Source organism: Ruegeria sp. E5 (assembly GCF_056534105.1).
On record NZ_JBQFPA010000003.1, the window covers coordinates 300,245 to 313,570 of the forward strand.

The following is a 13,326-nucleotide window of genomic DNA, read 5'->3' on the forward strand; positions in this document are numbered from 1 at the left end:
TCTTGGGAAATCACCAAGTTGAGAGAAGATGCTCTCAATTTTTCAAGCAAAAGTGTCGGTAGACATGTGACGTTTCACACTGCGGTGAAACCGGAATCTAAGTTACTGTCACCGGAAGGATTTTTGCGTGAGTTTGTAGTGATGTTGCGTGAGGTGCCTCGCGCACTGCCTCGCTACAAGTCTTCGATTTGTAACAGGAACGTGACGGATTTCAGACGTAGTCGTCGCTGTCCGGGCGATTACGACGTCGGCGCAAATCTGCGTGGTGCCGCGCTGGATGGGCAGGTTTCAGCCGGAATCTCAGATGGAAACAATAACTGGTTGGCGGCCAGAATTGTGCTGTGCACAGTGATTGGGCCGTGCGGCTCTACTTTGCCTGCGTCGCACAAGCACCTACTATTCCGTACCCCTTCCTTCCGCGGGCAGGCTTGTGTTCCCCACAGAGTTCTGTCCGCGGTTTTCTTTTTGTCAGGTTTGGACAAAAAACGGCAAAAACCTGCGCAATTCGCAAGTTTGTGGTCCGTGTTATTGCATAACAAGGCGCGAAATCGGCATCTGCTCTCAAAGACTGCAAAAAATCTAGAAGGGCAGAAACCATGCGAATCAAACGAATTTCTCTTGCGTTGGCAACCTGCGCGGGTTTGGCGGCCTGCGGTGGCTCGACCGGTGAACAGGCGATCCTTGGCGGCGGTGCGGGGGCTCTGGGGGCGGCGGTCCTCAGTGCAGATCCGCTGCTTGGGGCGGCAGTCGGGGCTGCGGGTAACGTGCTTTACTGCAAGACCCAGAACAACTGTAACTAAAGCTGAATTTAACGGGGCTGGAAAAGTCCCGTCCGTCATTGCGCATCACGCCGTCGTGGGGTCAACGCCCCGCGGCGGCGTTTTGCGTTTCCAGAACATCAAGCCAAAGGACGTTCCATGTTCAACAAGATCCTGATCGCAAACCGGGGCGAGATTGCCTGCCGGGTCATCAAGACCGCCCGCAAGATGGGCATTGGCACGGTTGCCATCTATTCAGATGCTGACAAGAACGCCCTGCATGTTTCAATGGCGGATGAGGCCGTGCATATCGGCCCACCGCCCGCCAACCAGTCATACATCGTCATCGACAAGGTGATGGATGCCATCCGTAAAAGCGGCGCGCAGGCGGTCCATCCCGGTTATGGCTTTCTGTCCGAGAACTCCAAATTCGCCGAGGCGCTGGATGCCGAAGGCGTCGCCTTTGTCGGCCCCCCGGTCGGTGCGATCGAAAGCATGGGGGACAAGATCACCTCGAAGAAGATCGCGCAGGAGGCCGGGGTTTCGACGGTGCCCGGTTACATGGGCCTGATCGAAGACGCCGATGAGGCAGTGAAGATTTCGAACGACATTGGCTATCCGGTGATGATCAAGGCCAGCGCTGGCGGCGGTGGCAAGGGCATGCGGATTGCGTGGAATGACGAAGAGGCGCGGGAAGGTTTCCAGTCATCCAAGAACGAGGCCGCGAACTCCTTCGGCGACGACCGGATTTTCATCGAGAAATTTGTGACTCAGCCGCGCCACATCGAGATTCAGGTGCTCTGTGACAGTCACGGCAATGGCATCTATCTCGGGGAACGCGAATGCTCGATCCAGCGCCGGAACCAGAAAGTTGTGGAAGAGGCGCCATCGCCGTTCCTTGACCCTGAAACCCGCAAGGCGATGGGCGAACAGGCGGTCGCGTTAGCCAAGGCTGTGAACTATGCCAGCGCCGGTACGGTCGAGTTCATCGTGGATGGCGAAAAGAACTTCTACTTCCTCGAAATGAACACCCGCCTGCAGGTGGAACACCCGGTGACCGAACTGATCACTGGTGTCGATCTTGTCGAACAGATGATCCGTGTGGCCGCTGGTGAAAAACTGTCGATCACGCAGGATGACGTCACCCTGACAGGCTGGGCGATTGAAAACCGTCTTTATGCAGAGGACCCGTATCGTGGCTTCTTGCCCTCGATTGGCCGCCTTACCCGTTATCGCCCGCCGCAGGAGGTCGCAGCCGGCCCGCTGCTTGTGAATGACAAATGGCAAGGTGATGCGCCTAAAGGGGATAGCGCTGTGCGTAACGATACCGGCGTCTATGAGGGCGGCGAGATCAGCATGTATTACGACCCGATGATCGCCAAGCTGTGTACCTGGGCACCGACCCGCGAACAGGCGATTGAAGCCATGCGCGTGGCGCTGGACAGTTTCGAAGTCGAAGGCATCGGTCACAACTTGCCATTCCTGTCAGCGGTCATGGATCACCCGAAATTTGTAAGTGGTGAAATGACGACCGCTTTCATCGCCGAGGAGTATCCGGACGGGTTTGAAGGCGTCGACCTTCCCGAAGAAGATCTGCGTCGCATCGCAGCCTCGTGCGCTGCCATGCACCGGGTTGCCGAAATCCGTCGCACCCGCGTATCGGGCCGGATGGACAACCATGAACGGAAGGTCGGCAAACGTTGGAATGTCGCTCTGCAAGGGCAGGATTTCAGCGTCAAGGTTAAGGCTGACAAACAGGGCGCGACTGTCAAATTCAAAGACGGGTCAGCTCTGCGTGTGTCCTCTGACTGGACGCCGGGTGACCAACTTGCGGTGTTGGACGTGGATGGCAGCCCGTTGGTCTTGAAGGTTGGAAAGATATCGGGCGGGTTCCGTATCCGAAACCGAGGGGCTGACCTCAAGGTACATGTGCGCACCCCGCGTCAGGCCGAACTGGCCCGCCTGATGCCCGAGAAGCTGCCGCCTGATACATCGAAAATGCTGCTCTGCCCAATGCCGGGCTTGATCGTGAAGATTGATGTGGAAGTAGGTCAGGAGGTGCAGGAAGGTCAGGCACTTTGTACCGTTGAGGCGATGAAGATGGAGAACATCCTGCGCGCCGAGAAAAAGGGCGTTGTCTCCAAGATCAACGCGGGCCCCGGCGACAGTCTGGCCGTTGACGATGTGATCATCGAGTTCGAGTGATGATGCGCGCACCTGCGACATATCTTTCAAAGTTCCCAGCGGCTTCCGCCGGGATCTTGAGGCATGTCGCAGGTGCTCAGCCGCCCTCACGTCGTTCGCGGATTTCGCGTTCGCGCAAAGGCGTCTTGTCAATGGATCGGCCAATCTCACGCACGCTCCATGGGCTGGGTTTGCGCAGTTTGACGACACCATCCTTGTCGACAAACACCAACTGGAATCCACGTGGTCGCAGTTTTGATCGGATCGATGATCGCGCCGCCGGATCAGTATCGGTCAAGACAATCACGTCGCGATCCCGCATTGCGTCCTCACCTTCGAGTAACATGTCAATCTGTTGCTGGAATCTTGGGTCTGCCGGGGTATCGGCAAAAACGACGATCGGGCGATGCGTCCAGAGAAAATCGCTTAGATCGCTGTCAGCTACTGGACGAACAAGGCTGTCATCCGCAGGGGCAGTCGCGTCGGCGGCCAAGGCGGCCAACGGCAATAGTGCCGAGAAAACAAAGGCAAGCGTGCGTGTCATGAGGCCTCCTGTTGTCATGAATATAGCCTCTGCTGGGGCGAATGCGACTGACGAAATGCGTGTGATCACCAAAAATTTGCTTCGTGGACGCCGCACCCACCCATGCGTATTTATCAATTTGCCTACAAAACGCGCCGTTCCCGCGGCCTTCGCGTTGGGAGAGTAGGCCGATGGAAGTGATCCTGCATTGCGGCGCACATCGATGTGCAAGCACCAGTTTCCAGAACTATCTGAGCCGGAACGTGCAGGTCCTTGCAGATCAAGGTCTGGCGTATTGGGGGCCGGAGCGAACACGCTCCAATGGCCTCAACAGCTTGAACAAATTGACGCCAGAGGTCTGTGATGGATTACGCCGCGAGTTGGACGTATGTCAGCAAGACGGCGCGACGCAGCTATTGGTCAGCCAAGAGAATTTCGTGGGCTCAATGGAGCGCAATATTGCCTTTGCCTCGCTCTATCCAGGCATGCGGGAACGTGGGCAGCTTTTGGCAAGGGCATTTGATGGAAGAGTCACTAAAATTGCTTTGAATATCCGCGCGTTGGATATGTATTGGTCTTCCGTGGCCGCCTATAAGTTCAAACGTGGCAGCGCCCCATTAGAGCCCACAAAGTGGACCCGCATCGCGCAAAGCAAGCGGAGCTGGCGAGACGTCATCACCGATATTAGCCACGCCTTCCCGGGCGTCCCATTGCTCGTTTTGCCGTTTGAGGAATTTGCGGGTCATCAACAGGCGCAGCTTCAGGCGCTGACGGGTCGCACCGCGCCCGAATTCAGCGATGGCCTTGCGTTGAATGCTGCGCCCAAAGCCACGCCCCATGGTCTGACCGCTGAACAGGCGATGCAGCTTTGGGCTGATTATGCCGATGATCTGGAATGGCTTGCCTCGGGCGCCGATGGGAGGGCTGAACTGATCTGCCGGACAGATAGCAATGCACGCGGGGTCGCCCCCGCCGAAACCAGAATTGAACAGAGGAAATCGACATGACCGACACCAACGACTGGCAGGTGCTGGCTGAAAAAGAGCTGCGCGGCCGACCTTTGGGCGATCTGACCAAAGAGACGCTGGAAGGCATCGACGTCAAACCGCTTTATACTCAGGAAGACACGGCTGATCTGCCGCATATGGGCTCGCTTCCGGGCTTCGGTCCGTTTACGCGCGGCGTAAAGGCGACGATGTATGCAGGGCGCCCTTGGACGATCCGTCAATATGCAGGCTTCTCGACGGCTGAAGAATCGAATGCATTTTACCGCCGCAATCTGGCAGCCGGCCAGCAAGGTGTATCGGTCGCCTTCGATCTGGCGACTCACCGGGGGTATGACAGTGACCATCCCCGTGTGGTGGGCGATGTCGGCAAGGCCGGTGTGGCCATCGACAGCGTTGAGGATATGAAAATCCTGTTCGACGGTATCCCGTTGGACAAGGTTTCAGTCTCAATGACGATGAACGGGGCGGTGATCCCTGTTCTGGCCAGCTTCATTGTTGCGGGTGAAGAGCAGGGGCATGACAAATCCGTGCTGTCGGGCACCATTCAGAACGACATTCTGAAAGAGTTCATGGTGCGTAATACTTACATCTACCCGCCCGAGCCATCGATGAAGATCATTTCGGACATCATCGAATACACCTCGAACGAGATGCCCAAGTTCAACTCGATCTCGATCTCTGGCTATCACATGCAAGAGGCTGGCGCGAACCTGGTACAGGAATTGGCATATACGCTCGCCGATGGCCGCGAATATGTGCGTGCTGCGACGCAATCGGGTATGGACGTGGACAAGTTCGCGGGTCGTCTGTCGTTCTTCTTCGCCATCGGCATGAATTTCTTCATGGAGATCGCGAAACTGCGTGCCGCGCGCACCCTATGGCATCGCGTAATGACCGAGTTTGGTGCGAAATCCGAACGGTCGAAAATGCTGCGGACACATTGCCAGACATCCGGTGTTAGTCTGCAGGAGCAAGATCCCTATAACAACGTGGTCCGTACCGCCTATGAAGCCATGAGCGCGGTTCTGGGCGGCACCCAATCGCTGCACACCAACGCATTGGACGAGGCGATCGCGCTGCCAACCGATTTCTCAGCACGTATCGCGCGAAACACGCAGCTGGTGTTGCAAGAGGAAACCGGCGTGACCGATGTGGTCGATCCGCTGGCGGGCTCTTACTACGTCGAAAGCCTGACCAACGAGTTGGTCGAAAAAGCCTGGGCTCTTATGGAAGAGGTCGAGGAAATGGGCGGTATGACCAAGGCCGTTGCCAGTGGCATGCCCAAGCTGCGGATCGAGGAAAGCGCTGCGCGCCGTCAGGCCATGATCGACCGAGGCGAAGAGGTCATCGTCGGCGTCAACAAGTACCGCAAAGAACAGGAAGACCCGATCGACATTCTCGATGTCGATAACGTCGCCGTGCGCGAAGCTCAGGTGGCACGGCTGGAACGTATCCGCGCCACCCGTGACGAGGCTGCGTGCCAGCAGGCGCTGGACGCCCTGACCGCGACCGCCCGCGAGGGTGGCAACCTTTTGGCCGCCGCCGTCGAGGCCGCCCGAGCCCGCGCATCCGTAGGAGAGATCAGCATGGCAATGGAGAAAGAGTTCGGCCGCCACCGCGCCGAAGTGAAGACCCTGGCCGGTGTTTATGGCGCGGCATATGAGGGTGACGAAGGCTTTGCCGCGATCCAGAAATCCATCGAAGAATTCGCCGAGGCCGAGGGGCGTCGCCCGCGTCTGCTGGTGGTCAAGATGGGGCAGGACGGCCACGATCGAGGTGCCAAGGTGATTGCCACTGCCTTTGCCGATATCGGGTTTGATGTGGATGTCGGCCCTCTGTTCCAGACGCCTGCAGAAGCCGCACAGGACGCGGTGGACAATGATGTGCATGTGATCGGGATCTCTTCGCAGGCTGCGGGGCATAAGACATTGGCGCCTCAGTTGGTTGAGGAACTGAAAAAGGCAGGGGCTGAAGAGATCATAGTCATCTGCGGTGGGGTCATTCCGCAACAGGATTACCAGTTCCTTTACGATCACGGTGTGAAGGCTATCTTTGGTCCGGGAACGAACATCCCTGAAGCGGCCCAAGACATCTTGCGTTTGATCGGCGAAGCCAAAACCTAACGCCGGTGCCAAGATTTTTCGTACGAAAAATCTTGTGATTTAGCCCCTTTGCGGAAAACATGCGACCAGACCCAAATGGTCTGGTCGTTTGTCATCAGGAGGCGTCTTCATGTTACTGGATCATCTGGCTGTTGCGGGCGAAACGCTTGAAGAAGCTTCTGACCATATCGAACAGGCGCTGGGCGTGCGGCTTCAGGACGGCGGCAAGCACGAAAAATTCGGAACGTATAATCGACTTCTGGGCTTGCGGGATGGGCTCTATCTGGAGGCGATTGCGATCGACCCCGAAGCCTCCAAACCGCAAAGGACGCGCTGGTTCGATCTGGACCGATTCACCGGATCACCCCGCCTGACCAACTGGATTTGCCGGGTTCCGGATATCGAAGCGTCACTGACCGTTTTCCCCGACGGCGTCGGACAACCTATCGATCTGAACCGAGGCGCGCTGCGCTGGCGTATGGCAGTCCCCCCAAATGGACGTCTGCCATTTGACAACCTCTTTCCGGCGCTTATCGAGTGGCAGGGTGATCTGCATCCGGCGCAAATGCTTCAGGACAGTGGCTGCCGGTTACGCCGCCTTATAGTGTGCCATCCGGATGCAATCGACTTAGCCAAGGGTTTGGGGGCGTTGGAGTATGTCGCGTTTGACAGCGGCCCGGCTGCATTGCGCGCTGAAATCGAAACACCGCACGGGTTGCGCGTGCTGGAATGAACATCCGGCAGGCCAGAGCCCACGATGCATCCGCGATTGCGGCGATAGCAAACGTGATTATCCGTGATACGCTGGTCACTTTCACCACCGATGAACGCAGCGTTGAAAGCGTGGTGGCAGAGATCGAAACCAGAGGTCCCGCCTTCTTGGTCGCCGAGCGCAGTGGTGCCGTCGAGGGGTTTGCGACCTATGGCACCTTCCGCTCGGGACCGGGATATGCGCAGTGCCGCGAACATTCGATACAGTTGGCACCCGAAGCCAGAGGCCAGAATGTTGGCCGTTCGTTGATGGAGGCTCTTGAAGCCATCGCGCGGGAGGATAACGTGCATGTCTTGGTGGCGGGCATTTCATCGGCCAACCCTGCAGCCATCGCCTTCCATAAGGCAATTGGCTTCAAGCAGGTGGGACGCATGCCTGAAGTGGGGTTCAAATGGGGGCAGCGGCTGGATCTTGTCCTGATGCAGAAAATACTCGGCCCGCAGTCATCTGTCGCACCTGACAGTCGTGACAAGGCACGCTAGGGTGCGCCCATGTCGATCTGGTCCAGAATAGCCGACGCGCTGAACGCGCTTGCCCAGGGCGAAAGCCTGACTGCGGTGTTTGAGAAACTGCGCACGCCGCCAGAACGTTCGGTGGCCTTTGCGATTGCTGTCGTGGCGCTTGGCGCCAAGATGGCCAAGGCCGACGGTCAGGTGACGCGGGATGAGGTGACGGCTTTCCGTGAAGTGTTTCAGATCGCGCCCGAAGATGAAGACGGGGCGGCCAAGGTCTTTGACATGGCACGGACAGACGTTGCTGGATATCAGGACTATGCCCGCCGGATTGCCCGCATGTTCGCCGAAGATAGCACCACCCTGTGCGATTTGATGGAAGGGCTGTTTCACATTGCCATGGCGGACGGGTTCTACCATCCGAACGAAAACGAGTTTTTGGAAGAAGTCAGCCGCATTTTTGGCCAGACCGACGCTCAGTTCATGGCCCTGCGCGCGCGTTTCGTACCGGATGCGCCGAAAGACCCCTATACGGTTCTGGGCGTTCCCCGCGACGCTCCTCTGACCGAAATTCGCAAGGTTTGGCGGCAACTGGTGAGAGAAACTCATCCCGATGCGATGCTGGCACGCGGCGTTCCGGAAGAGGCGGTGCGGCTGGCCGAGAAAAAGATGATCGATATCAACCGCGCCTGGGATGAAATCAACGGCGCTCGGGTCTGATCCGTGCGGTTGGCGACCTACAATATCGAATGGTTCGCCAACCTGTTTGATCGCAATGACAGCCTGATTGTCGATGGCAGCTGGTCAGGGCGTCACGATGTGACCAAGGCCCGGCAGGTTGAGGCGATCGCAAAGGTGCTGACGGCGATCGATGCCGATGCGATGCTGATCGTCGAAGCCCCCAACACAGGCAAGTCTCAGAATACCGTCCGTGCCTTGCAGCGATTTGCCGAGGCGTTCGGTCTGCGTACAAGCCATGCAATCATGGGATTTCCCAATGATACACATCAGGAATTGGCCCTGCTTTATGATCCCGAAATTCTTACAGCCAAACACGACGCAAGGGAGGCCGAGAACGCGCCGCGTTTCGATGCCGAGTTCCGGATCGACCTGGATGTGGATGCGACCGAGGATCTTGTGCGGTTTTCAAAGCCTCCGATGGAATTGGCGATCCAAACAACCTCAGGGCAGGAGTTTCGACTGATCGGGGCGCATCTGAAGTCCAAAGCGCCCCATGGCGCTGCATCGCGGGATGAGATGATACGAATTTCGATTGCCAATCGCCGTAAGCAGTTGGCGCAGGCGGTATGGCTGGGTCGACGGGTCCGACATCATTTGACGGAGCAAGAGCCGGTGATTTTGCTGGGCGATCTCAATGACGGACCCGGACTGGATGAGTTCGAACACCTCTTCGGTCGATCGTCGGTCGAGATATTGTTGCAGGCGGGGCTCTATGATCCTCATGCAGCAAGGGCATTGGAACTGCGCCCCGGTTCCGTCCCAGCAACTGCACGATTTGCGCGGCCGAATGAGGGACGGTATCTTGAGGCGTTGTTGGACTACATCATGATTAGCGAGGATTTGCGCGCCCACCACCCGAACTGGCGCATCTGGCATCCGTTTCGCGATGCCGCCTGCTGGGGCAACCCCGAGCTGAGGGATGCCTTGCTAACCGCATCCGACCACTTCCCGGTGACGTTGGATATCGACCTCTGACCTTTCAACACTCGGCACGCTCGCTTATATTCAAGCTATGCTACGTCTCATGCTGATCAGCGCTATTTGTACCGCCTTGGCCCTGCCTGCCCAAGCACAGGACGATTCGGGTAAGTCGCTGATGGAGCGGGGTGCCGAGTTGTTTCTGGAAGGCTTGCGGCAAGAGATGGAGCCCACGATCGAAGACCTGCGTGGATTTGCGGACCAATTTGGTCCGGCTTTGCAGTCTTTCATGCGGGAAATGGGTCCGGCGCTGGCTGAGTTGGCTGCTCAGGTGCAGGATTGGAGCGCGTATGAATCGCCCGAGATGTTACCAAACGGCGACATTATCATCCGCAAGAAGCCCAAAGATCAGCCCGAAGAAGTTGTGCCGGAAGAAGAGACTTCTAACGGTTATACCGATATCTGATTATCCGCGAATGATCACTTTGGGTTCTGATTTCAGCGCGCCGGCCAACGAGTTAAAACGGGCCTCGGCGACTTCGTTGAACAATGCGCCTGCCGATTTGGGCAGACGCAGTTCGAGCTTTTGTTTTTTGGGATAGTAACGCATCTTGCCCATGGCTGCGTCGTGCTGCATCCAAAGCATCGCTCCGAACCGTAGTGCTTTGCCTAGGATTTCGGCCTGTTCTTGGCCGCGTTCTTCGAGCAGTTCGTAAAGCTCGGTAAAGCGGCTCCCTTCACGTTTGTTGCGATATCGGTGTTGCAAAGCGAGCCCGATAAAGATCCGCTCGGAATGTTTGATCCCGCTCATGTTGGCGCGGGTGACATATTCGAAACAAGCCTCGGCCCGGTAATCTGGATGCGCACGCCAACTGACGTCGTGCAGCAGACAAGCTGCCTTGATCAGGCGCAGCATCGGTTCCGGCGCCGAACGGAACAAGGGCATGACAAAATCGAACAGGTGTTTGCCGAAACCGGGCAAGCGCGCGTCTTTCGCTTCGGCAAACCGGCAGGCTTCGATCAAAGGATCCCGGTCGCGCAGGCGTTGCGGCATCTGTTCATACAGCAATCCTTCGCGGATGCCGTAGCTTGAAATCGCGATGTCCTTTGGTTTGAACGTGCGGATCAGGCGTGAAAGCACATCCATTGCATAGGGGATCAATGCCATACGCGATCCCGACACACCGGCCAATGCGCGCAATTCATCAGGATCATTCTGTTCGATGAACTTGATGGTCTCGCGTACCTGACTTTGTGTCATGCGGTATTCGTGCAGCACGTTCAGCGGATAGCCTCGGCGCAACATGTCCAGACGTGCGAAGGCGCGCCAACTGCCGCCGACCAGAAACAGCCGATCACGTTGAGGGCCCATCCGGTCGCGCATCTCTTCCAGCGTCTTCTTGATATGCTCCTTACGCGCCCGGCGACCGCCTTTGATATCGCGCAGCTTGAGCGGCCCCAGGGGCGAAGTCATGCGACGTCCGACCTTGCCGCCTCCGATCTCAGCGAGTTCGACGGACGAGCCACCGATGTCGCAGATCAGCCCATAAGCTCCGGGCCAACCCAGCAGCACGCCCTGAGCTGAGAGCCGTGCTTCTTCCTCGCCATCGACAACGTTGATGATCAGGCCGGTTTCGGCTTTTGCCTGCGCGCAGAAATCCGGTCCATCGCTGGCCTCGCGCACCGCAGCGGTGGCGACCGCGTGCAGGGCGGGCAGGCCGAGGTCTCTGGCAAGATGCTGAAACCTGTGCAAGGCAGCCAGCGCCCGTTTGCGACCTTCAGGGTTCAGTCGGCCGGTCTCTGACAGGCCGGCGCCCAGTTCGCACATCACCTTTTCATTGTAGAAATAGGCCGGTGAGCGCGCCGCGCCGTCAAAAATCACCATCCGGACCGAGTTCGATCCGATATCGACAACCCCGACCCGGGAAAGTGCACGGGCGCCCGGATCTTCGAACAGCGGCCTTCCGAACAGCCCGTGATCCGGGAAATCAGTCTCGGCAATCTTGGTCATGGTGTCCCCAGGTCTTTTGCGCGACAGGATGCGAGATCACCCTTGTCCGGTCAATTGCAGGCATCCGATTGTTCGGCTTCTGTGTTCAATAGACGCACCGCCAGCGCACGGGTGATGTCGCGTTTTTCGGTCAGCGCAATTTCGTCCAGCTGTTCGACGACGCGGGCGGCGGTTTCAAAGCTGCGATTCATGTGCTTGACCAGATAGGCTATGACATCAGGCCCCGGATTGAGCTGCCGGTCGGTGAATAGCTTCGCCAGCACTGCGCCCAGCAACGCATCGTCCGGTCCTTCAAGCGACACATGATGCGCACCTTCGGCTCGGCTTTGCAGATCGGCCAGCGGCAGATGCCACAGTTTCGGCGTCGTGCGCCCGGTCATCAGCAAGGCGTGGCCCTCGGCCAGAACCAGATTGTGCAAATGGAACAGAGTTTTCTGCTGCTCGACGTCCGCCGCGATTACTGGCACATCTTCGACCGCCACCGGACCGCGCGCCAGGTCCGGCACGTCGTCATATCGAAGCGCGGCGGCTTGTACGATTCGACCGCCGGTCTCGCCGGCCCAGACATGCGCCAGATGGGTCTTGCCCGATCCTGCAGGGCCGCTCAGCACCAGTTTGTTGCCAGGCCATGAGGTGGCAGAGATCATCGCAACAGCTAGCGCATTAGCAGGCGAGACGAAAAAGTCTTCGCGGCCCAAGGCAGTCTTGGACGGCAGATCAAAGCTGAGCTGCATGGCCATTTATTCGTCTTCCTGATTGAGCCCTTCAAGCCCGGTATATAGGCGGCTGTGCAGATACTGCTCGGTCGCAAACCGTGCCAGCACGCCCAAGGCAGCCGCTACAGGTACTGCGATCAGCATTCCAACAAAGCCGAACAGCGCGCCGAAGACCGACAAGGCCAGCAGCAGCCAGACCGGGTGCAGGCCCACCGAACTACCGACGAGTTTGGGCGTCAGGAAGTTGCCCTCGGTCACCTGTCCGATAGCAAAAATACCGGCGACCAAACCGATATGTGCCCAATCCCCCCAGAACTGAAACAGGGCCAGGCCTATGGCCAGGGTGCCTCCGATCAGGGCGCCCAAATAGGGGATGAAGGTTACCAGTCCTGCAATGAAGCCGACGATCAGGCCGAATTGCAGACCGACCAGCATCAATGCGACAGCATAGTAGGTGCCGAGGATCAGGCAGACGGTACCCATTCCACGCACGAATGAGGCAAGAACGGCGTCGATTTCACCAGCAAGTCGTTTGATCGTGGGGGCGTGATCACGCGGCAAGAGCTCTCCGATCCGGGTGATCATGCGATCCCAATCCATCAGCAGATAAACCGCGACAACCGGTACGATAACCAGCAGGACGACGACATTTATTGCTGAACCCAATGAGGCCAGAACGGTTTGCAGCACATCGCCGGTTTTTGATTTCAGCGTCTCGCCAAATGACACCAGCATCTGGTGGGTATTTGATTCGCGATCGAGCAAAGCCGGGAATTGTTTCTCAATAAAGGCGCGCAGTTCTTTAAAAAGGCTTGGCAAAACATCAATCAGATCCAGTAGCTGTGTGATCAACGCGGGCACAACCATAAGAATCATCAAAACAAAACCAAACACGCCGACAACGGTAATGATCCCGGTCGCAGCCATGCGCGAAAGGCCGAGTGTTTCCAGGCGGTCCGCAACGGGATCAAGGAAATATGCAATCGCACCACCGATCACAAAGGGCAGCAAGACATCGCCCAACAGGTACAAAAGCAGCACGAAAACAGCGGCGGCAATGCCCCAGTATCTAAGCTGATCCTTCACCGGCAAGGCCATGGCGCAATCCCTCGTTTGCACAGCATTGCCGTGTTCTTGGCCCA

The 13,326-nt window shown here is 57.6% G+C and carries 13 protein-coding genes; 9 read left to right on the forward strand and 4 right to left on the reverse strand.

The annotated features are described in order from the left end of the window. Window positions 1-596: 596 nt before the first annotated feature. A complete protein-coding gene (locus tag ACR0BI_RS13425; protein ID WP_170392147.1) occupies window positions 597-800 on the forward strand; it encodes a hypothetical protein in 204 nt (67 codons plus the stop codon). Between the two features lie 117 nt (window positions 801-917). Further along, the gene (locus ACR0BI_RS13430; protein ID WP_170401528.1) at window positions 918-2,963 is read left to right on the forward strand and encodes an acetyl-CoA carboxylase biotin carboxylase subunit; all 2,046 of its coding nucleotides are present in this window, start codon (window positions 918-920) and stop codon (window positions 2,961-2,963) included. Window positions 2,964-3,039: 76 nt separating this feature from the next. Here the strand turns inward: ACR0BI_RS13430 and ACR0BI_RS13435 are convergent, their stop codons facing one another. Continuing rightward, window positions 3,040-3,486, reverse strand: a complete 447-nt coding sequence (locus ACR0BI_RS13435) for a DUF4174 domain-containing protein (protein WP_480562388.1) — start codon at window positions 3,484-3,486, stop codon at window positions 3,040-3,042. A gap of 170 nt (window positions 3,487-3,656) precedes the next feature. On the opposite strand from ACR0BI_RS13435, the gene ACR0BI_RS13440 reads away from it, so the two are divergent. The 7 genes from ACR0BI_RS13440 (at window position 3,657) to ACR0BI_RS13470 (ending at window position 9,923) form a co-directional block, all read left to right on the forward strand. After that, window positions 3,657-4,472 carry a hypothetical protein gene (locus tag ACR0BI_RS13440; RefSeq protein WP_170647969.1) on the forward strand — a complete coding sequence of 272 codons (816 nt, stop codon included), beginning with the start codon at window positions 3,657-3,659 and terminating at the stop codon, window positions 4,470-4,472. Continuing rightward, a complete protein-coding gene (gene scpA, locus ACR0BI_RS13445; protein ID WP_480562387.1) occupies window positions 4,469-6,595 on the forward strand; it encodes a methylmalonyl-CoA mutase in 2,127 nt (708 codons plus the stop codon). Before ACR0BI_RS13440 ends, scpA begins: the two co-directional genes overlap by 4 nt. 109 nt (window positions 6,596-6,704) lie before the next feature. Beyond that, window positions 6,705-7,307 (forward strand): VOC family protein, encoded by a 603-nt coding sequence (locus ACR0BI_RS13450; protein WP_170732941.1) that lies wholly within the window; start codon window positions 6,705-6,707, stop codon window positions 7,305-7,307. After that, window positions 7,304-7,828, forward strand: a complete 525-nt coding sequence (locus ACR0BI_RS13455; RefSeq protein ID WP_480562386.1) for an N-acetyltransferase family protein — start codon at window positions 7,304-7,306, stop codon at window positions 7,826-7,828. Before ACR0BI_RS13450 ends, ACR0BI_RS13455 begins: the two co-directional genes overlap by 4 nt. A gap of 9 nt (window positions 7,829-7,837) precedes the next feature. Next, entirely contained in the window at window positions 7,838-8,518 is a 681-nt protein-coding gene (locus ACR0BI_RS13460; RefSeq protein WP_170392133.1) for a molecular chaperone DjiA, read from the forward strand. Window positions 8,519-8,521: 3 nt separating this feature from the next. Continuing rightward, window positions 8,522-9,514 (forward strand): endonuclease/exonuclease/phosphatase family protein, encoded by a 993-nt coding sequence (locus tag ACR0BI_RS13465; RefSeq protein ID WP_170594704.1) that lies wholly within the window; start codon window positions 8,522-8,524, stop codon window positions 9,512-9,514. A gap of 37 nt (window positions 9,515-9,551) precedes the next feature. Next, entirely contained in the window at window positions 9,552-9,923 is a 372-nt protein-coding gene (locus ACR0BI_RS13470; RefSeq protein ID WP_170512319.1) for a hypothetical protein, read from the forward strand. Here the strand turns inward: ACR0BI_RS13470 and ACR0BI_RS13475 are convergent, their stop codons facing one another. From ACR0BI_RS13475 to ACR0BI_RS13485, 3 genes are read right to left on the reverse strand one after another with little or no spacing between them, the layout of a single operon-like run. Further along, on the reverse strand, window positions 9,924-11,468 hold the full coding sequence (locus ACR0BI_RS13475) for a Ppx/GppA family phosphatase (RefSeq protein WP_170732939.1): 1,545 nt from the start codon (window positions 11,466-11,468) through the stop codon (window positions 9,924-9,926). Between the two features lie 50 nt (window positions 11,469-11,518). Beyond that, window positions 11,519-12,208 carry an HdaA/DnaA family protein gene (locus tag ACR0BI_RS13480; protein WP_170392125.1) on the reverse strand — a complete coding sequence of 230 codons (690 nt, stop codon included), beginning with the start codon at window positions 12,206-12,208 and terminating at the stop codon, window positions 11,519-11,521. Next, the gene (locus ACR0BI_RS13485; protein ID WP_170392915.1) at window positions 12,209-13,282 is read right to left on the reverse strand and encodes an AI-2E family transporter; all 1,074 of its coding nucleotides are present in this window, start codon (window positions 13,280-13,282) and stop codon (window positions 12,209-12,211) included. Window positions 13,283-13,326 lie beyond the last annotated feature (44 nt).

Coding starts and splice junctions, on each gene's coding strand:
- ACR0BI_RS13425 (WP_170392147.1), top strand. CDS start 597: ATGCGAATCAAACGAATTTCTCTTGCGTTGGCAACCTGCGCGGGTTTG.
- ACR0BI_RS13430 (WP_170401528.1), top strand. CDS start 918: ATGTTCAACAAGATCCTGATCGCAAACCGGGGCGAGATTGCCTGCCGG.
- ACR0BI_RS13435 (WP_480562388.1), bottom strand. CDS start 3,486: ATGACACGCACGCTTGCCTTTGTTTTCTCGGCACTATTGCCGTTGGCC.
- ACR0BI_RS13440 (WP_170647969.1), top strand. CDS start 3,657: ATGGAAGTGATCCTGCATTGCGGCGCACATCGATGTGCAAGCACCAGT.
- scpA (WP_480562387.1), top strand. CDS start 4,469: ATGACCGACACCAACGACTGGCAGGTGCTGGCTGAAAAAGAGCTGCGC.
- ACR0BI_RS13450 (WP_170732941.1), top strand. CDS start 6,705: ATGTTACTGGATCATCTGGCTGTTGCGGGCGAAACGCTTGAAGAAGCT.
- ACR0BI_RS13455 (WP_480562386.1), top strand. CDS start 7,304: ATGAACATCCGGCAGGCCAGAGCCCACGATGCATCCGCGATTGCGGCG.
- ACR0BI_RS13460 (WP_170392133.1), top strand. CDS start 7,838: ATGTCGATCTGGTCCAGAATAGCCGACGCGCTGAACGCGCTTGCCCAG.
- ACR0BI_RS13470 (WP_170512319.1), top strand. CDS start 9,552: ATGCTACGTCTCATGCTGATCAGCGCTATTTGTACCGCCTTGGCCCTG.
- ACR0BI_RS13475 (WP_170732939.1), bottom strand. CDS start 11,468: ATGACCAAGATTGCCGAGACTGATTTCCCGGATCACGGGCTGTTCGGA.
- ACR0BI_RS13480 (WP_170392125.1), bottom strand. CDS start 12,208: ATGGCCATGCAGCTCAGCTTTGATCTGCCGTCCAAGACTGCCTTGGGC.
- ACR0BI_RS13485 (WP_170392915.1), bottom strand. CDS start 13,282: ATGGCCTTGCCGGTGAAGGATCAGCTTAGATACTGGGGCATTGCCGCC.